Origin of the sequence: Bordetella sp. FB-8 (genome assembly GCF_000382185.1) — a bacterium.
Taxonomy (GTDB): domain Bacteria; phylum Pseudomonadota; class Gammaproteobacteria; order Burkholderiales; family Burkholderiaceae_B; genus Bordetella.
Genome location: NZ_KB907784.1, coordinates 1,668,906 through 1,687,672 on the forward strand (window position 1 = coordinate 1,668,906; position 18,767 = coordinate 1,687,672).

17 protein-coding genes, 1 tRNA gene, 1 pseudogene and 1 riboswitch are annotated in these 18,767 nt (G+C 65.1%); of the genes and pseudogenes, 9 read left to right on the forward strand and 10 right to left on the reverse strand.

The genetic code is table 11. From position 1 onward, the window contains the following. Positions 1–3: 3 nt before the first annotated feature. The 5 genes from H143_RS0107990 to H143_RS0108010 all read right to left on the reverse strand — a co-directional run bounded on the left by H143_RS0107990 (position 4) and on the right by H143_RS0108010 (position 4,712). Positions 4–1,134, reverse strand: a complete 1,131-nt coding sequence (locus H143_RS0107990) for a M20 family metallopeptidase (RefSeq protein WP_019937711.1) — start codon at positions 1,132–1,134, stop codon at positions 4–6. 64 nt (positions 1,135–1,198) lie between these two features. After that, positions 1,199–2,104 (reverse strand): hypothetical protein, encoded by a 906-nt coding sequence (locus H143_RS0107995; protein ID WP_019937712.1) that lies wholly within the window; start codon positions 2,102–2,104, stop codon positions 1,199–1,201. A gap of 134 nt (positions 2,105–2,238) precedes the next feature. Beyond that, on the reverse strand, positions 2,239–3,183 hold the full coding sequence (locus H143_RS0108000; RefSeq protein WP_019937713.1) for a succinylglutamate desuccinylase/aspartoacylase family protein: 945 nt from the start codon (positions 3,181–3,183) through the stop codon (positions 2,239–2,241). Between the two features lie 290 nt (positions 3,184–3,473). Then, complete coding sequence (locus tag H143_RS0108005; protein ID WP_019937714.1) at positions 3,474–3,698, reverse strand: hypothetical protein; 225 nt, start codon at positions 3,696–3,698, stop codon at positions 3,474–3,476. Between the two features lie 159 nt (positions 3,699–3,857). Beyond that, positions 3,858–4,712, reverse strand: coding sequence for an NAD(P)H-hydrate dehydratase (locus tag H143_RS0108010; protein WP_019937715.1), 855 nt, complete (start codon positions 4,710–4,712; stop codon positions 3,858–3,860). Positions 4,713–4,909: 197 nt separating this feature from the next. Between H143_RS0108010 and H143_RS0108015 the strand changes: the two genes are divergently transcribed. From H143_RS0108015 to H143_RS0108025, 3 genes are all read left to right on the forward strand, one after another. Next, positions 4,910–6,154, forward strand: a complete 1,245-nt coding sequence (locus tag H143_RS0108015; RefSeq protein WP_019937716.1) for a CaiB/BaiF CoA-transferase family protein — start codon at positions 4,910–4,912, stop codon at positions 6,152–6,154. A 68-nt stretch (positions 6,155–6,222) separates the two neighbouring features. Then, the gene (locus H143_RS0108020; RefSeq protein ID WP_019937717.1) at positions 6,223–7,740 is read left to right on the forward strand and encodes a 3-hydroxyacyl-CoA dehydrogenase; all 1,518 of its coding nucleotides are present in this window, start codon (positions 6,223–6,225) and stop codon (positions 7,738–7,740) included. Between the two features lie 30 nt (positions 7,741–7,770). Then, a tRNA-Arg gene (locus H143_RS0108025) sits at positions 7,771–7,845 on the forward strand. A gap of 320 nt (positions 7,846–8,165) precedes the next feature. Here the strand turns inward: H143_RS0108025 and H143_RS0108030 are convergent. Continuing rightward, positions 8,166–9,629 carry an NAD-dependent succinate-semialdehyde dehydrogenase gene (locus H143_RS0108030; protein WP_019937718.1) on the reverse strand — a complete coding sequence of 488 codons (1,464 nt, stop codon included), beginning with the start codon at positions 9,627–9,629 and terminating at the stop codon, positions 8,166–8,168. Positions 9,630–9,702: 73 nt separating this feature from the next. Further along, positions 9,703–10,965: a 4-aminobutyrate--2-oxoglutarate transaminase gene (gene gabT / locus H143_RS0108035; protein ID WP_019937719.1), complete on the reverse strand. Its 1,263-nt coding sequence runs from the start codon at positions 10,963–10,965 to the stop codon at positions 9,703–9,705. A gap of 434 nt (positions 10,966–11,399) precedes the next feature. Between gabT and H143_RS20230 the strand changes: the two genes are divergently transcribed. Further along, positions 11,400–13,481, forward strand: a complete 2,082-nt coding sequence (locus tag H143_RS20230) for a bifunctional diguanylate cyclase/phosphodiesterase (RefSeq protein ID WP_019937721.1) — start codon at positions 11,400–11,402, stop codon at positions 13,479–13,481. Positions 13,482–13,497: 16 nt separating this feature from the next. On the opposite strand, the gene H143_RS0108050 is transcribed toward H143_RS20230, so the two are convergent. Continuing rightward, the gene (locus tag H143_RS0108050) at positions 13,498–13,701 is read right to left on the reverse strand and encodes a hypothetical protein (RefSeq protein WP_019937722.1); all 204 of its coding nucleotides are present in this window, start codon (positions 13,699–13,701) and stop codon (positions 13,498–13,500) included. On the opposite strand from H143_RS0108050, the gene H143_RS0108055 reads away from it, so the two are divergent. Together H143_RS0108055 and H143_RS0108060 are read left to right on the forward strand one after the other, a co-directional pair. Next, entirely contained in the window at positions 13,696–13,950 is a 255-nt protein-coding gene (locus tag H143_RS0108055; protein WP_026349842.1) for a hypothetical protein, read from the forward strand. The genes H143_RS0108050 and H143_RS0108055 overlap by 6 nt on opposite strands. A gap of 38 nt (positions 13,951–13,988) precedes the next feature. Further along, positions 13,989–14,555, forward strand: coding sequence for a hypothetical protein (locus tag H143_RS0108060; RefSeq protein ID WP_019937723.1), 567 nt, complete (start codon positions 13,989–13,991; stop codon positions 14,553–14,555). Here H143_RS0108060 and H143_RS22415 read toward each other — a convergent pair. Beyond that, positions 14,543–14,719: a hypothetical protein gene (locus H143_RS22415; protein ID WP_019937724.1), complete on the reverse strand. Its 177-nt coding sequence runs from the start codon at positions 14,717–14,719 to the stop codon at positions 14,543–14,545. The two genes, H143_RS0108060 and H143_RS22415, sit on opposite strands and share 13 nt — an antisense overlap. 144 nt (positions 14,720–14,863) lie before the next feature. On the opposite strand from H143_RS22415, the pseudogene H143_RS21580 reads away from it, so the two are divergent. Next, positions 14,864–15,115, forward strand: a pseudogene (locus H143_RS21580) (LysR substrate-binding domain-containing protein); the annotation flags it as partial. Between the two features lie 25 nt (positions 15,116–15,140). On the opposite strand, the gene gshA reads toward H143_RS21580, so the two are convergent. Beyond that, positions 15,141–16,703, reverse strand: a complete 1,563-nt coding sequence (gshA, locus tag H143_RS0108075; protein ID WP_019937726.1) for a glutamate--cysteine ligase — start codon at positions 16,701–16,703, stop codon at positions 15,141–15,143. A gap of 119 nt (positions 16,704–16,822) precedes the next feature. After that, a riboswitch (SAM riboswitch) is annotated at positions 16,823–16,902 on the forward strand. Here gshA and H143_RS0108080 point away from each other — a divergent pair. After that, positions 16,892–18,124, forward strand: coding sequence for a homoserine O-acetyltransferase (locus H143_RS0108080; RefSeq protein ID WP_019937727.1), 1,233 nt, complete (start codon positions 16,892–16,894; stop codon positions 18,122–18,124). (Overlaps the previous riboswitch by 11 nt.) Further along, the gene (gene metW / locus H143_RS0108085; RefSeq protein ID WP_019937728.1) at positions 18,121–18,747 is read left to right on the forward strand and encodes a methionine biosynthesis protein MetW; all 627 of its coding nucleotides are present in this window, start codon (positions 18,121–18,123) and stop codon (positions 18,745–18,747) included. Before H143_RS0108080 ends, metW begins: the two co-directional genes overlap by 4 nt. Positions 18,748–18,767 lie beyond the last annotated feature (20 nt).

Consider the following 18,767-nt stretch of genomic DNA (forward strand, 5'->3'; position numbering starts at 1 on the left):
GGCTCAGGCCAGTTCTTTGAGCAGCAGATGCCAGAACTTCACGCGCTGCTCCAGTGTGGATACCAGGATGTATTCGTTGAGCGTGTGTGCGCCGTCGCCATCGGCACCCAGGCCGTCCAGCGTGGGCACGCCCATGGCCGAGGTGAAGTTGGCGTCGCTGCCGCCACCGGTCATGGGGGCGTCGTTCAGCTCGAAACCGGCCACCCTGGCAAAGCCTTGGGCCTTCTCCAGCAGCGTGGTGCTGGCGGCCGTCTTGACCATGGGCGGACGATTGAGTTCGACGTCGATGTCCAGTTCGATGTCGGGGCCTACGGCGCAAAGTTCGCGCATGCGGCGCAGCACGTAATCGGCCGCGGCCATGTCGGGCACGCGGAAATCGGCCACGCAGCGGCAGCGCTCGGGCACGGTGTTGGTGGCGGTGCCCCCGGCGATCGTGCCCACGCTCACGGTGATGCCCCGGTCGTAGTCGGTGATCGCCTCCAGCGCCAGCACTTGGTGGGCCATTTCCTTGATAGCGCTGCGGCCCTTCTGGTGGGCCACACCAGCGTGCGCGGGCATGCCCTTGACGCCCAGGCGCAGCATGCCCGTGCCTTTGCGCGCGGTGACGCACATGCCGGTCTCGGCGCGTGCCGGCTCGCAGACGAGGCAGTACTTGGCGTTGGCGGCGAACTTCTCGATCTGCGGGCGCGAGGCATGGCTGCCGGTTTCTTCGTCGGGCACCATCAGGAAGTCGATGGGCAGGGCGGTGGCGCCGGGCTCGCCCAGACCAGCCATGGCCGACAGGGCGATATAGGTGCCGGCTTTCATGTCGTAGCCGCCAGGACCGTAGAGGCGGTCGCCTTCGATGCGGATGGGGTTGTCGTCAAGCGTGCCGATGGGATGCACGGTATCCATGTGCGCCAGGATCAGCAGCCCCGCGCGGGTGTCCCCCGCGGCGCGGTTGGTGGCATACAGCGCCGGGCCGACATGATCGCCCAGCGGGATCATGGTGGCCGTCAGGCCCTGCTGTCGGGCGTAGTCGGCGGTGAACTCGGCCATTGCAGTCACGCCGGCCGGCGCGCTGGTGGGAGATTCGCATTGCATCCAGGCGCGGATGCCTGCGACCAACTGTTCGGTATCGGGTAGCGTGCTCATGGCGGTGTCGGAAGGAGTGAGGAGTTGATTGGCGATGAAGTGTCGGGGAGGTAGCGGGGCGGACTCAGGCAACAGGCCCGCCGGTGATGCGTGCGATCTCGTCGGCATCGGGCATTTTGCCGTCGAACCACAGGCTGGCGCAGACGGCCGACATGGCGCGGCCGTCGTGGCCGACGCCCGGCACACTGTGCAGGGTCCAGTTGCAGGCCAGGCCGAGCCGTCGGGCTTCGGTCCTGCCTGCTTCGAGATAGTTGTGCGCGCGTGCATGGCGATGCGGACCCTGGGCCAGGGCGGGCGGATCGCAGGGCAGGTGCTCTCCCTGGGTTTCGGTGTCCCGGTCTGCGGCCAGAATCGTCATGGGATAGGACAGCAGGCGTTCCAGGTGATCTTCGGTCAGGCCGACGCCGCCCAGGCCTTCGGGGAATTTGCGCTCCAGGGTGGGCAGCGTGTACCAGCCGGGGTTGCCGAGGGTCACCTCTTTCCAGGGCGTGTGCGATTGACTGCTCATCAGCCTGTGCACGAACTGGCCCCCGGCCGAGTGGCCGAACAGATAGGTGTTGCTGCCGTCCGCGAGTTCGGCCGCGATCAAGTCGGCCACCACGCGCGCGGGCAAGGCGTAGGCCCAGCCCTCGACATGGCGCGGATTTCCCATGGCGGTATAGGCCAGGCCGTTGTTATAGCTTTCCACGCCGGGCCAGATTTGGTTGGAGAAAGTCGGCGCCACGATCAGCAGCTTGTGCTTGTCCGCGGCGGGAACCCAGAAATCGCGGTAGTCGTCGCCGTTGCGCATCACGCCGTGCTGCACGATCACCACCGGGCAGTCGGGCGTGTGGCCGTACGGGCGGTAGGTATGCAGCGTGATGGGGCGGTCGGCATTGCGGTCTTCGTCGATGTAGACGATGGCGTTGCGGCCGGCGTGACCCAGCTCCAGGGCGAGGCGTTCAGAGTTGCTCAGATCAGCGGGTTTCATGTCGTGGCAGGCAGATTCGGTCAGGCGGTTTCGTTCAGGTGGCAGGCCGACCAGTGGCCGATGCGAAGCTTGCGATAGCGCTTTGGATCGGCCGGGATCCAGGGGATAGGGCCGCCTTGGGGTTTTTGCAAGGCTCAGGCCAGGGTTTGGGCCAGGCGCACCACCGTGACGCCCGGGCGCAAATTGGCCAGCGACGAAGGCATGATGAGCACGCAGTCGTCGTAGGGCGCGGTCACCGGCTCGCCGTCGCTCCAGCCTATGACCGCGCCGGCGGGCAGGGATTCCAGGCCTTTCCATGCCTGGGCGAAACGAAAATCGGTGCTGCGTGCGGCGACGGCCTGGGTGACGCGCAGGACTCGCTGGCGTGGGATGTCGGGCAGGAACCAGGCTGCGGGCAAATCGGCGCGATCGACCGCGCCGCAGGCCGCGAGAAAGCGCGCCGTCTGGTCGATGGCCACCGCGCGCGATTGGACCGCGCCATGCAGGCCGCATTCGATCAGCAGCGAGCGCGTGCCGTTGTCGCCGGACTCGCCGAAGCGGCCGTAGTCGCGCATGCGTACGCCGGCAGCGTGGCCGGCGTCGGCGATGATGTAGGCCGGCCGGCCCAGCGACAAGGCTAGGTCGATGTTGCGCCGTTCGATCCCGGTGAGCTGCAGGGGCTCGGCCGATGCGCTCATCGAGTGCAGATCGAGCAGCCAATCGGCCTGCTGGACCCAGGGCAGCAGCGCATTGGCGCGGCGGCGCTCCTGTGTGTCGTTCTTGGCCAGTTTGTCCGCGCTCCAGATGCGGTTCATGTCCTCGTCCACAAAGCGCGAGGATGGATTGCTTTGCGGATTGAAGCGATCGAAGGCGGCCAGATTACAGAAGACCAGGGTGAGCTTGCCGCGCCGTGGGCGAACTCCCTCGGCCAGCAGCGCCTTCAGGGCCCAGGCGCCGCAGATTTCGTCGCCGTGCACGAGCGCGCAGACCATCACGTGGCGGCCGGCCGCACCGGAGTCGAAATGCCAGACACCTTCGGTACCAGTGTTGCCGACGCGTTCGGCGGTGATATCCGGCTTGGGTAAATCGAATGCGTGCATCGTGCTCATGACCTTACATCTTTACGGGTTTGACCGACATGGCCAACATGCACCGGTTGGGGCAACCTTCATCGGCCAAGCCCAGCGCGGCAAAGAAAACCGCCGTGATGCACGGCTGTGATGCACGACATCATGGATGCGACTCCGGATTGATGAGCAGGCGATTATCTCCCCGATGCGCGGGACTGAAAAGCACCACGGCCTGGCCGGCGGATCAATCCGTCGGTCAGGCCGTGGTCAAGAATCAGGCCGCGCGGGTACGCGCGGTCCTTAATGTGTGTACGAGTTGCTTACCGCTGGGGGCTGGCGAACCGCGTGTTGCGGCTGTAGGCGCGCTCCATGGCGTCGTTCAGGTTGCCGACGAAGGCCAGCACCTTGTCGCAGGCGCGCAGCAGAGTCAGGGCGGACGACTTCAGCAGCAGGAGCAGCGAGGAGGGTTCGGGGGCGTTCATGGCCTCGAGCATCAGCTCGCGTTCCAGTTGGTCGGTCAGGCGGAATTCGGTGTTGGTGTTCATCGCAGCTCCAGGTAGGCGGAAGTGCCTTGGTATGCAATGAAGTCAGTATAGGGATAACCCTAAATCGTTGCAATGAAATTTCTAGGGTAAACCCCAGGTATTTTGTAAAAATTTCTGCATCATGAGATAAGTTTTCATAATATGAAATTTTTATCCTCCCTAGATTTGGTTTCGCAGCGCACGGGCGGCATCCGCGAGTTCTCCCGCCGTCAACCCGATGGGGCCGGTGCCTGCGGCCGCCAGGGCGTCGGCCGCCGCGCCGTGCAGCCATACTGCGCCGGGCACGGCCTGTTCCAGCGGCACACCCTGGGCGATCAAGCTGCCCAGCATGCCGGCCAGCACATCGCCCGTGCCGGCGCTGGCCAGGCCGGGATTGCCGGTGGAGTTGATCCAGCAGGCGTTCGCCGCCGGGGGGCAGACCAGGGTACCCGCACCTTTGAGGACGATCCAAGCTCGGTACTTGAGGGCCAGGGCCAGGGCTGCGGCGGGACGGTCGGCCTGTACGCGCGCAGCCGGGCAGCCCAGCAGCCTGCCGGCTTCGGCCGGATGCGGCGTGAGCACAACGGGTGCCGGCCCCCAGTCGGGTTGCAGGGCCCCTTGCGCCAACAGGTTAAGACCGTCTGCATCCAGGACCAGCGGTGTTTGCGCACGGGTCCGGAACAGGGTGTCCAGCAGCAGGATTGCATTGTCCAGCGTGCCCAGTCCGCAACCGGCCACCCAGGTTGTCAGCCCCAGTGGGCGGGCGTCGGCAAGCAGGTCGCGGCCGGCGCGCAGCATCAGCTCGAGCTGCAACGGGTCGCAGGCCAGAGGGGGCGCTTCCTGGGCGAAACCCACCAGCACCTTACCGGCCCCCAGACGCAACGCGGCCCGAGCGGCCAGCAGGGCCGCGCCCGTCATGCCAGGGCCTCCGCCCAGCACGCCCAGCGTGCCGAAGCTGCCTTTGTGCGTATCGGTCGCGCGCGGAGCGAAAAGCGCGGGCAACTGGTCGCGTTGGATCGGAGCGGGTGTGGTCATGGTCTGGAAGAATGCGAAAGAGAAAAAATGGGCCGGCGAGGTGCGGCCGGCGAGGTGCGGCCGGCTAGGTGCGGCCGGCGAGGACTCTCAGCCAGTCATTCCTAACCGGGCGTCCCTAACCGGGCGTCCCTAACCGGGCGTCCCCAACGAATTGGCTAAGATTACCGGCTTGTCGTGTCTTTTTAGGCTTGAAGCTTATGTCCGCGCAATCCACGCCACCCCGTCCCGCACCGCTTACCGGCATTCGCGTTCTCGATCTGACCCGCGTACTCGCGGGGCCCTGGTGCACACAGAACCTGGCCGACCTGGGTGCCGAGGTCATCAAGATCGAGCGTCCGGGAGCGGGCGACGATACGCGCGCCTGGGGGCCGCCCTACCTGAAGGACCTGGACGGCAACCTCACCAGCGAAGCCGCCTATTACCTGTCTGCCAATCGCAACAAGCTGTCGGTGACGGTCGACATCGCCAGCGAGAGCGGCGCCGACGTCGTGCGCGAACTGGCCCGCCAGAGCGACATTCTCGTCGAGAACTTCAAGGTGGGGGGGCTGCGCAAATACGGGTTGGACTATGAAAGCCTGCGCGAGATCAATCCGCGGCTCATTTACTGTTCGGTGACAGGCTTCGGCCAGACTGGTCCCTATGCCAACCGGCCCGGCTACGATTTCATGATCCAGGGCATGGGTGGGCTGATGAGCATCACCGGCGAGCGCGACGATCTGCCGGGCGGCGGTCCGCAGAAGGCTGGCGTGGCCGTAGCCGACCTGATGACCGGCATGTATTCCGCAGTGGGCATTCTGGCCGCGCTGATCGAACGTGGCAACAGCGGCCTGGGCCAGCATATCGACATGGCCTTGCTCGATTGTCAGGTGGCCATGCTGGCCAACCAGAATCTCAATTACATGACCTCGGGCAAGGCGCCGCGTCGTGCGGGCAACGCGCACCAGAACCTGGTGCCCTACCAAGTGTTCGCGGCCGCCGACGGCCATCTTATCGTGGCCGTGGGCAACGACAGCCAGTTTCGCAACTATTGCCGCGTGATCGGCATGAACGAACTGGCCGAGGATCCGCGCTTTGCCACTAACCCACAGCGGGTGGTCAATCGCGAGGTTCTGGTGCCCATGCTGGCCGAGCGCATGAAGGCCGCCGCGCGCGACACGTGGCTGGCCGAGCTCGAAGCCGCAGGCGTGCCGGCAGGTCCCATCAATAGCCTGGACCAGGTCTATCAGGACCCGCAGGTGCAGGCGCGCAGCATGAGGCTGGAGCTGCCGCATCCGACGGCCGGCCTGGCGCCCATCGCGGCCAGTCCGCTCAGGTTGTCGGGCAGCCCGGTGCGCTACGAGCGACCCGCGCCCACGCTGGGTCAGCACACGCGGCAGGTGCTGGGCGAGCGGCTGGGCTTGTCCGATGCACAGATCGAAGCGCTGTCCGTACCTGCGAACTGAATCGTCGTCTACTGGCGGGCTGGCCCGATGGGCGTGCCCACTCCATTCATCAAGGTGAGAAAGCAATCATGCAAGACATTCGAATTCTTGGCATTGTCGGCGCCGGCGCCATGGGACGCGGCATTGCACAGATCGCCGCGCAGGCCGGCGTGCGCGTCAGGCTGTTCGATGCCAATGGCGACGCCGTGGCCGGCGCGCGCGAAATGCTGCGTCAGACTTGGGACAAGCTGGTGCAAAAGGGCAAGTTAAGCGCGGCAGATGCTCAGGCTGCGTTGGCCCGCATCGAGCCGGCCGCTGCGCTGCAGGACCTGGCCGACTGCCAAGCTGTGGTCGAGGCCATTGTCGAGCGGTTGGACGTCAAGCGCGAGGTGTTCGCCAAGCTCGAATCCATCGTGGCGGCCGATTGCATCCTGGCGTCGAACACGTCCTCGCTGTCCATCACGGCCATCGCCACGGCCTGCAATCGTCCCGCGCGCGTCGTCGGCTACCACTTCTTTAACCCCGTGCCGCTGATGAAAGTGGTCGAGGTGATCGACGGCCTGCGCAGCGACCCGGCCGTGGGCGATGCGTTGACAGCGCTTGCGCGCCGCATGGGCCACACCCCTGTGCGCGCCAAGGACATGCCCGGCTTCGTCGTCAACCACGCGGGCCGCGGCATGCTCATCGAAGGGTTGCGCGCGGCGCAGGAGGCCGTGGCCGGCTTCGACCAGATCGACGCGGTCATGCGCGAGCAGGCGGGTTTTCGCATGGGGCCTTTCGAGCTGCTGGACCTGACCGGCCTGGATGTCTCGCATCCTGTGATGGAGTCGATCTATCAACAGTTCTACGACGAGCCGCGCTACCGGCCCTCGCCCATTACCGCCGTGCGGCATGTGGGCGGGATGCTGGGCCGCAAGACGGGCACGGGCTTCTATCACTACGTCGACGGCCAGAAGCAGGTGCCGGCCGAACCCGCCGCGCCCGCATTGCCGGCAGGCTTGAAGGTATGGGTGAGCCGCCACAGCGCGCAAGGCTGTGCAAGGGCCACGGCGCTGCTTTCGGGCCTGGGCGTCACGGTCTGCGAAAAGCCCGAGGCGGACGCGCTTTTCATCGTTACGCCTTACGGCCAGGACATCGCCACTTGCGTCACGCAGCAGGGCCTGGATGCTGCGCGCACAGTGGGCCTGGACACGCTGCATGAGTTCACTCCCGGCCGCCGGCGCACGCTGATGCTGTCGCCGGCCACGCAGCCGGCCTGGCGCGACGCGGCGCATGCGCTGCTGGCCTGCGACGGCACACCCGTGAGCGTGATCGCCGATTCGGCGGGCTTCATCGCCCAGCGCATCGTCGCGTATATCGTCAACATCGCGTGCGACATCGCGCAGCAGCGCATCGCCACGCCCGAGGATATCGATCGCGCCGTCACGTTGGGCCTGGGCTATCCCATGGGTCCGCTTGCGTTGGGCGACGCTCTGGGCGCGCACCGCATCATGGAGATCCTGGTGAATATGCAGCGCGGCACCGGCGACATGCGCTATCGCCCCAGCCTATGGCTGCAACGCCGCGTGCAGCTGCAGATGTCCTTGCTGGCGCAGGCGGCGGCATAGTTCCGATTCTTCGGTACAATGCAGCCCGTTGCGGCCGTAGTTCAATGGATAGAATTAGGGTTTCCGAAGCCCTCGATACAGGTTCGATTCCTGTCGGCCGCACCAAACGGATACGGAACTGGGCACTTCGACCGGAGTGCCCATTTTCATTTCGGAAACCAGCGTTTCCAGTGCCGCTGGGCTTGCGTCCAGTTTGACGGGTCCGGGCTCTCGATTCACGGTCCAGCAGTATCTCCCGCTTCCGTTCGCGCGCAGTCCGGCCTGCCTGGCCGAGCGTTTTCGAGGTGACGGCCGTCGCCTCAGGGCTAGGGGCAACAGGACTGCCGGCGGCATCGCGGCTCAGGATGCCACTTGCGGGTTCCGTCGTCAGGCCGTCTCCACCTGTTGAGCCGCGTGCCCCTAAGCTGTTGGGCCGGAACCGAAATCTACGTTCCCAGATCGATGCACAAGTACTTGATCTCGACATAGTCTTCGATCCCGTACTTGGATCCTTCGCGTCCCAAGCCGGACTGCTTTACTCCGCCGAAGGGTCCCACTTCGTTCGAGATGATGCCGGTGTTGATCCCGACGATGCCATATTCGAGCGCTTCCGAGACCCGCCAGACCCGCGCGTAGTCGCGCGTGTATAGATAGGCGGCCAGTCCGAAGATCGTGTCGTTGGCCATTCGCAGCGCGTCTTGCTCGGTCTCGAACTTGAACAGCGGCGCAACCGGGCCGAAAGTCTCCTCGGTCGCCACTTTCATGGCCTGCGTCACATCGCGCAAGATGGTCGGCTCGAAGAACGTCCCGCCCAGCGCATGGGGCCTGCCGCCCGTGACCACCTTGGCCCCCTTGGCCGTGGCATCGGCGATGTGTTCCTTGACCTTTGCGATGGCCGCCTCGTCGATCAGCGGCCCCTGGTTGACGCCGGCCGTAAAGCCATTGCCCACCTTGAGCGTGTCCTGGACTTTCTCGGTCAGGCGCTTGACGATCTCTTCGTAGATGCCCGACTGGATGTAGATGCGATTGGCGCAGACGCAGGTCTGGCCGGCATTGCGATACTTCGACGCGAGTATGCCTTCGACGGCGGCATCGGGATCGGCATCGTCGAACACCAGAAAGGGCGCATTACCGCCCAGTTCCAGCGATAGTTTCTTGACGGTGGGGGCGCATTGCTTCATCAGCAGGCGGCCTATTTCGGTCGAGCCGGTAAAGCTGAGCTTGCGCACCGTGTCGCTGTCGCACAGCGCGCCGCCGATCTCGGGCGCGTCGCCCGTGATGACATGGAAAACGCCCTTGGGCACACCGGCCTCTTCGGCCAGCACGGCCAGGGCCAGGGCTGACAGCGGCGTCTGCTCGGCCGGCTTGAGTACCATGGCGCAGCCGGCGGCCAATGCCGGGCCGGCCTTGCGCGTGATCATTGCAGAGGGAAAATTCCAGGGCGTTATGGCAGCGGTGACGCCGATGGCTTGCTTGAGCGTCATCAAGCGTTGGCCGGATTTCGGGCTTTGCAGCACGTCGCCGTCGATGCGTTTGGCTTGTTCGCCGAACCACTCCAGGAACGAGGCGGCATAGGCGATTTCGCCGATGGCCTCGGGCAGGGGCTTGCCCTGTTCCGCGGTCATGATGACCGCCAGGTCCTGCTGGTTGGCCAGCATGAGCTGGGCCCACTTGAGCATGACGGCGGCGCGCTCCTTGGCCGTCCTGGCGGCCCACTGCGTCTGAGCGGCCTTGGCGCTGGCGATGGCCTGTTCGGTTTGCTTGCGGCCCAGCATGGGCACCGATACGATGGTTTGGCCGGTAGCCGGATTGACCACGGGAAAGCTGGCGCTGCCCTTGACCCACTGCCCGTCGATATAGCAGGCGTCGCGCAGCAGGTCCGGGCGTTTGAGATCGAGCTTGGATGACATGATGTTTCGTCCCCCCAAAATGCGGCGGCGAGTGTCTTTCGAAGCGAAGACACCGCTCGCCGGGGTTATGGATTTACTTGGCCAGCAGTTGCGCCAGGATGTCCAGGCCGCGGTCGAATTGCGCCTCGGGTATGGTCAGCGGATACAGGAAGCGCAAGACGTTGCCGTATACGCCGCAGGACAGCAGGAGCAGGCCCTTCGCGGCCGCCTGCTTGATCACGGCGGACACGGCGGCCGCGTCGGGCTTGCCTTCGCCGTCGACCAGTTCGCAAGCGACCATCGAGCCCAGGTTGCGCACGTCGGCGATCTTCCTATTGCCGGCCTGCAGTTGCTTGAGGCGGGTGGCCAGCTTGTCGCCGAGCGCGACGGCGCGGGCGCACAGGTTCTCTTCCTTGATCACGTCCTGCACGGCCAGCGCCGCGGCGATGGCCAGCGGATTGCCGGCGTATGTGCCGCCCAGGCCACCGGGGGCGGGGGCGTCCATGATCTCGGCCTTGCCGACCACGCCCGACAGCGGCAAGCCGCCGGCCAGGCTCTTGGCTATCGTGATGAGGTCGGCCTCGACGCCGTGGTGCTCCATGGCGAACATCTTGCCGGTGCGGGCGAAACCGGTCTGCACTTCGTCCGCGATGAGCACGATGCCGTGTTCGTCGCAGGTTTTGCGCAGGGCGACCATCAGTTCGGGCGCAGCGATATTGAAGCCGCCTTCGCCCTGCACGGGTTCGATGATGATGGCGGCCACGCGTTGGGGTTCGATGGACGACTTAAACAGCAGTTCCATGGCCTTGATCGAATCGGCCACGCAAATGTTCTGCGTCTTGTTGGGAAAGGGCACGTGAAAGACGTCGGGCATCATGGGACCCAGCGAAGTCTTATAGGGCGCGACCTTGCCGGTCAGCGTGACCGTCATATGGGTGCGGCCGTGGAAGGCGCCGGTGAAGGCGACCACGCCCGAGCGGCCGGTATGGGTGCGGGCGATCTTGAGCGCGTTCTCGACGGCCTCGGCGCCGGTCGTGAAGAAGGCGGCCTTCTTCAGGCCGGACAACGGCGCCGCGGCGGCCAGTTTTTCGGCCAGCGTGACATAGCTTTCGTAGGGAACGATCTGGAAGGCGGTGTGGGTGAATTTGTCGAGTTGGTCCTTGACCGCGGCGATCACCTTGGGATGCCGGTGACCGGTGGCCAGCACGGCGATGCCGCCGGCGAAGTCGATGTATTCCTTGCCCTGGTTGTCCCACAGCGTGGCGTTTTCGGCGCGGCAGGCGTAGAAATCGAACTGGACGCCGACCCCGCGAGGGGTGGCCAGCTGGCGGCGGGTGTTGATGTCTAGGTTTTGCATGACGGCCTCGTGTCAAGGTAGCGCGGCGGCGCTGCGGGGATGAAGGGGGGATTGCCTGGGTAGACTTTAATGCTAGGATGGATCCCAAGTACAGGGCCAATTTATCCATATTTATGGAACCAATTTGCACACTGCCGCGGCGTGCTGACCCGGCCGCTGCCGCGTTACGACCATGCGGCGCCGAGCCGGCGCGGCAAGGCTTGTTGCTCAGTTGTGCCCGCGTGCCGCAGAACGACATTGCCGGCAAGTTCGAGGTCTTGCTCGACAGCTTGCCGGAAGTCTCCAAGCAAGGCGGGAAGGTGCGCAGCATGCCTTGATCCCGATCGGTCCAGGTCCGGCACCCCTTGTTTTTGATATATAGGGCACCTACGTCGTTGTGATCCGTTCCCAATAGGCGTACCTTTTAGGGCCACTGAGCCTTCGCGCGGGATGCCATGAGTCAAAGCGGCCAGCCCTTGTTCCAATATCTGGTGAGCGACGCCGATAACCTGCTGCGCAGCCTGTGCAGCAACGCGCTGGTCGGTGTATTTGTGGTGCAGGACGGGCGCTTTGTCTATGTTAACGACCGGCTGGCGGACATGTTCGGCTATGTCCCGGCAGAGTTGTGTGCGGGCATGAATTCGCAGGAGTTGACCGCGGTGCACGATCGCGCGCGCGTCACCGACGAGATCGCCCGGCGCATGAGCGGGGAAAAACAGGCCTGCGCCTATGAATTCCAAGGCCTGCGGCGCGACGGCTCGCTTTTTGACGCGGAAGTATTCAGCGTGACGGTGAGCTATCGCAATACACCGGCCACCATTGGTCTGCTGCAAGACATTTCCGAGCGCCGCCGCGCCGAGCGGGATGTGGCCGACCAGCTTCAGTTCGTCACCCGCCTGGTGGACACCATTCCCAACCCGGTGTTCTACAAGGACGAGAAAGGACGTTTCCTCGGCTGCAACCGCGCGTTCGAAGAGTTTGTCGGCCTGCCTCGCGACCAGATCGTGGGCCGCACGGCGTACGACCTGTCGCCGTCAGATCTTGCCGGAGAATACTCCGATGCCGACAAGGCGCTGTTCGCGGCGCGCGGCACGCAGGCCTACGAGGCGTCGGTGATGTACGCCAAGGATGCTGTCCGGCGTGACGTGATGTTCTACAAAGCCACCTTCGACAAGGCCGACGGCACCCTGGGAGGCCTGGTCGGGGTGATCCTGGACATCAGCGAGCGCAAGCAGATGGAGCAGGTCCGCCACGATGCCCACTACGATGCCTTGACCGGACTGCCCAATCTGAGGCTGCTGCGCGACAGGCTGACCGAGCAATTGCTGCGGGCCAAGCGGGAGGAGGAATCCCTGGCGCTGCTGTTCGTCGACCTGGATCGTTTCAAGGAAGTGAACGACACCCTGGGCCATCACGTCGGCGACGCGCTGCTCAAGCAGGCGGCTCGGCGCATCAGCTCGGCGCTGCGCGCCACCGACACGGTGGCGCGCCTGGGGGGCGACGAGTTTGCCGTTCTTCTGCCGAAAATTTCCGATGCCTCCGCGGCCGGAATGGTGGCGCAGAAGATTTTGCAGCTGCTGTCCGAACCGTACGACCTGGAAGGCAAGCGGGTCCACGTGACGGGCAGCATCGGCATCGCCATCTATCCGCAGGACGGCACGGACAGTACCTTGCTCAGCTACGCCGATCAGGCCATGTATGCCGTCAAGGCTCAGGGCAAGAACGCGTTCTGCTACTTCACGCCATCCATGCAGGTGCAGGCCAGGCTGCGGCTTGACCTGGGCAACGACCTGCGGCAGGCAGTGCAGGAGCAGCAGTTCGAGGTGCACTATCAGCCCATCGTCGATCTGGTCACCGGCCAGATCGCGCGGGCCGAAGCGCTGCTGCGCTGGCCGCATCCAGCGCGCGGGATGGTGCCACCGGTCGAATTCATCTCCACTGCCGAGGAAATCGGCCTCATCGATGCGATCGGCGACGAGGTGTTCCGTCAGGCCCTGGACGTAGCGGCCTGGTGGCGTGCACGGCAGGCCGGAGCGAGGATCTGCATCAACGTCTCGCCGCGCCAATTCATCAGCGGCAGCTGTCGCGCATGGCTCGATATCTTGCGGCAGTCGTCGCTGCCGCCCGATCTGCTGTCCGTGGAGATCGTCGAAAAGGTGCTCCTGGACGAGCGGCCGATGGTGATGCAAACCCTGCAGGAACTTCGCGCTGCCGGCATGGCGGTGAGCATCGACGATTTCGGCACCGGTTATTCAGCCTTGTCCTGTCTGAAAAAATTCGATCTGGGGGCGCTGAAAATCGATCATTCTTTCATCAGCGCGCTGACATCGAGCGACAGCGATCAGACCATCGTAGAGGCCATCATCGCCATGGCGCACAAGTTGGGACTCAAAGTGGTGGCCGAGGGCGTGGAAACGCAAGCCCAGTGCGACCTCCTGTGTGCGGCAGGCTGCGACTACGCGCAGGGCTACCTGTTCGCGCGGCCCATGCCGCGCGAGGGTTTCGAGGCTTGGCTGGCGCAGGCCGCGCCGCGGTAGCGGGACTGTTCACCGGCTACCGCCATTCGTCGGCGAAGCGCTCGACCTTGCCGGCCTCGAGCAGCGGACGGATCAGCCAGAGCATCGCAAGGCCGATACCCATGCCGCAAAGCACCGCTTGATTGACCGCATCAGCGCGATTGGCCTGAATCCGCCCCTGGACTGCGACGGCGATCTTTTTCTGACCGGGCCGCTGGAATCGCCATAGGCGCGGATGCATAGCGTTGGTGCGGGTCATGCACGTTATCGCCCCCGACTATCCCGGCTTTGGCCACAGCAGCGCACCGGCGCCGCGGGAATTTCGTATACCTTCGACCCTCTCGCGCAGATCGCCGGGCGCTGGCTCGATGCGCTGGGACTCGAGCGCTACACCTTGTTCATGCAGGGCTACGGCGGGCCGGTCGGGTTCCGTCTGACCGAAGCGCGCGCCATGCGTGCGATCTGCGCGGATCGGGGCCGCATGAGTTAAAACAGCGCTTGTTCCAGCCAGGATGACGCGTACTTCCCATGCAGTCCAGAACCTTGCGCGGACCGCTGCGGCGCGCTTTGCGCGGTGCGGTGGTCATCGCCGTGCTGACCACGGCCATGCTCTTCGGTTTTCCCGACCAGACCCGCCATTTCATGCAAATGCTGTCCGGCCAGGCCGACCCGCCCGATCCCGTGACGGTTTATCCCTATAACTTCACATCACAGGGTATCGACTATCTGGTCAGCCCCGGGCTGATCGGCTATTTGCCGCCTGGCGCGGCCACGGGCAAGCGGGTGCTCAGGCAAGGCTATGTGCCGGCGCCCTCGGACAAAGGCCGCCTGCCGGTGCGCTGGCGCTATGTGATGAACGCCAACGCGCCACACGGCGGGGGCGCCTATGACTACGGCGCCACGCTTGATCTGCCTACCCCGCAGTCCAAGGCCGCGGTGTTGACTTTGCGCTTCTATCCCGACGGCAAGATCGCGGCCCGCTACACCACGCATCCCGAGGTCGCCGCGGACGGCAACGTCGATCCCGCCTTGACGGGACCGGATTGGAAGACGAACAAACCCGGCGTCGGCGCAGCCCCCGGTCAACTGCGATAGTCGGGCTTGTCGTTCTCGAGCAGGCGCAGGCCGGCCTGCCAGAACGCGTCTGAATAAAAAGAGTCCGCCTCGGCGGCGTACTGGTCGGCGGTGCGACGGCATACGGAATCGGGCCCGAGGTCGGCCACCAAGGCTAGTCTGATCAATACATCAGCCGAACTCATCGGCCGCTTTAACGCGCAGTTTCCGGCGGTGCACCTGAACCTGCTGATTCGCAGCCCGCACGACTTGCTCATGGGCATCCAGGAAAATCGCCTGGATCTGGCGGTCGGGGCACGAAAGGCTTCAAGCACAGCACAGCCACTGTCGACAACATGCAAGCCCAGCTCGTGCTGATCCTTTCAGGCAAATACGTGGGCTACCTGCCCGAGCACTACGCCCACCCTTGGTTGGAGGAAGGACGGCTGCGGGTGATCATGCCCAGCGAGTTCGGCTGCCAGGCGCCGTTTTCGGCCATCCTGCGCCGCGGGCGCGGCCAGGAGCCCTTGATTCGCGCCGTGCGCGACATGCTGAAAATGAAAATGCTCTCGCGCAGGCGCCAGCGCGAAGCGCAGAGATGAGGCCGCCCTTGTCCGGCCGCGGCGCCTAGAAAGGGCGCTTGAGGGCCATGTGGTATTTGGCCACGTAGGTATCGAAGTCCACGTCATCGCAGGCCTCGATCGCGGCCTGGTCGGACACGGACTTGCGCGCCATCTCGGCGTAGAAAGCGGCGCGATCGGCGTGCAGGCCCTGCGCGCGCAGGGCCGCGGCGTGCTCGCCGCTTTGCCGCAGCGTGTAGTCGTGAAAGCTCAGGCCGCAATCACGCAGTTCGCGCAGCAGGCGCGCCGAAGGCGTGAGTTCGACATCGGCCAGCTTGGCGCGCTGCAAGGCCAGGGACTCGGCATACGCATGGCCGCCCTGGGTCTGGTCGTAGAGCGCCGCATACGGTTCGATGAGGTCCAGCAGTTGTTCGCCCCACTGCCGCAGGCCGATGGGCGTGCCTTCGCGGTCCAGCGTCAGACCCGGCCGGCGTCCCTGCTTGACCACGGTGGCGAAGTTGTCGGCGCTGCGCTGGCAGCGCCCGTCCTCGGGGAAAGGCGGGCTGTCGGCTGTGGCGCAAAACAGCAGGAAGGCATCGATGAAGCGGGCCGCCTCGGGCGCGATGCCGGTGGACGTCCAGGGGTCGATGTCCATACATCGCACTTCCACGTACTGCACGCCACGCTCGGCCAGCGCGGTGATCGGGCGCTCGCAGCGCCCGGTTGCGCGCTTGGGGCGGATGATCGAGTAGTACTCGTTCTCGATCTGCAGCACGTTGGTGTTCAACTGTATCCACTGCCCGTCGCGATGCGTGCCGATGGCCTCGTAGGCCGGCCAGGGCTGCGTCACTGCGGTGTACTGGCGGGCCAGGAAAGTTTCCAGATCGTTGTAGCAAAGCTTGAGTTGCGCCTGCGCCTTGCTCTGGTAGCCCAGGTCGCTCATGCGCAGGCTCGTGGCGTGCGGCAGGTAGAGCGTATCCGCATCCAGCGTCTGCAGGCCGTGGTCGCGGCCGTGCAGGAAATCGCGCGACAGTGCGGGCGTGGCGCCGAACAGATACATCAGCAGCCAGGCATAGCGCGTGAAGTTGCGGATCAGGCCGATGTAGCCGCGGTTGCGGTGCGCGCGCGCGTCGCCGTCGGCGGGATCGAGCGCCAGCCACAGCGCCTCGGGCAGCGAGAAGTTGTAGTGCACCCCGGCGATGCATTGCATGGTCTTGCCGTAGCGCTCGGCCAGGCCGCGGCGGTAGACGTGCTTGAGCATGCCGGTGTTGGACTTGCCGTACCAGGCGATGGGGATCCCGGCCTCGTCGGGCAGCGCGGCGGGCATGGACTGGTTCCAGATCAGTTCCGCGCCCAGCGCGCCCTGCACGAAGCGGTGTGTGTCGGCCAGCTCGCCGATCAGGTCGTCGACGCGCGTATGCGTGCCGGTGATCAGCTCGAGCAGCGATTCCGAATAGTCGGTAGTGACGTGTTCGTTGGTCAGGGCCGAACCCAGCGCTGCGGGGTGCGGCGTCAGGGCGAGCGCGCCCCGGTTGTCGACGCGCAGGCCTTCTTTCTCGATGCCGCGCAGGGTTTGATCGAGCAAGGGGGCGTGGGCGGCCAGGCGGGCATAGCGTTGGGTGTCGGTCACGGAGTCTGATGTATCGGTGCAAAACGGCCCTCGATTTTACGGTGCTACGGGTGGTCATTTGTAAGTTATCGGGGTTGTGGGCAGGGACTTCGGCGCAGATCACTGGTGCTAGAATCCAAATCCTGAACTGCGCCGATTTGCCTGATCCGCTTGCGGGCGCTTGTATAAATCCAGCTAAAGAGGTCCGTATGACCCTCATTGCCCCTGCCGAGGCAAGCGCGTCCGATCATTGCGCGCCGTCCGCCTTTCCGCTCCCCCCGGTTTCCGCCGGGTCCGTCGGCGTCGTTTGCCCGACCTTCCTGTCTTTTACCGAGCCCTTGCCCCTGGCGAGCGGACAGCAGTTGGAGGCCTATGAGCTGGCCGTGGAAACCTACGGCACGCTCAATGCCGAACGCAGCAATGCGGTGCTGATCTGCCATGCGCTCAATGCCTCGCACCATGTTGCCGGCATCGCGGCCGACGATGGCTCGCCGGGCTGGTGGGACAATATGGTTGGACCGGGCAAGCCGGTCGACACCAGCCGCTTCTTCGTCATCGGCATCAACAACCTGGGTTCCTGCTTCGGTTCGACCGGGCCGGCCAGCGTCAATCCCGCCACCGGCAAGCGCTGGGGCGCGGCCTTTCCCGTATTGACCGTGGAAGACTGGGTGCAGGCCCAGGCCCGCGTGGCTGACCATTTCGGCATCGAGCGCTTCGCGGCGGTGATGGGCGGATCGCTGGGCGGCATGCAGGCGCTGTCCTGGGCCATCACCTGCCCGCAGCGGGTGGCGCATTGCATCGTTATCGCCAGCACGCCGCGCCTGTCGGCGCAGAACATCGGATTTAACGAAGTGGCGCGCCGCGCCATCATCACCGATCCGGATTTCAACGGCGGGGACTACTACGCGCACGACACCGTCCCTGGCCGCGGCCTATCGGTGGCGCGCATGATCGGCCACATCACCTATCTGTCGGACGACGACATGGCCGAGAAATTCGGCCGCGCGCAGCGCGAGCCGGCGGCGGACGGCGACTATCGTTACGGCTACGACGTGGAGTTCGAGGTCGAGTCGTACCTGCGCTACCAGGGCGAGAAATTCTCGCGCTACTTCGACGCCAACACCTATTTGCTGATCACGCGCGCGCTGGACTATTTCGATCCGGCGCGCAATACCGGCGGCGATCTGGCCCGCGCGCTGGCGCCGGCCACGGCCGATTTCCTGCTGACCTCCTTTTCGACCGACTGGCGCTTTCCGCCCGAGCGTTCGCGCGAGATCGTCCGCGCGCTGCTCAAGAACGGCAGCCCGGTCACCTACGCCGAGATCGACGCGCCGCACGGCCACGACGCCTTCCTGCTGGACGATCCGCGTTACCTTGCCGTAGTGCGCGGCTACTACGAACGCATCGCGCGCAAGCTCAACTTGCCCGAGGTGCTTGCATGAGTCTGGTGTCCGCACGTCCTGGGGAGCATTGCGGCGCCATCGCGCTGCGCCCCGACCTGGCGCGTATCGCGCAGTGGATCGAGCCGGGCAGCCGGGTCCTGGATCTGGGCTGCGGCGACGGCGCGCTCCTGGCTTGGCTGCGCGACAATCGTCAAGTGCGTGGCGCCGGCGTGGAGATCGACGACCAATGCGTCATTGCCTGCGTGCAGCGCGGGGTCGAGGTCATCCAGCAGAATATGGAGGGTGGGCTGGCCCTGTTCGGCGACAAGCAGTTCGAAACCGTGGTGCTGTCGCAGACGCTGCAGTCCATGCATCACACCACGCACATCCTGCGCGAGATGATGCGGGTGGCGAGCCAGGGCATTGTGTCCTTTCCCAACTTTGGCTATTGGCCGCACGGCTGGTCGATTCTGCGCGGCCGTATGCCGGTGACGGGGCAGATGCCCTACCAGTGGTACAACACGCCCAACATCCATCTGTGCACGCTGCGCGATTTCGAGGACCTGGCCGCGCAGGTGGGTTTGCGCATTATCGAGCGCGCCACGTTCAATCAGGCGCGCGAGGTACGGGTGCTGCCGCACTGGCGCAGCACGCTGGCCATGTACCGGTTCGCCTCGGGTTGAATTTTTTTGCAAAGGAATGC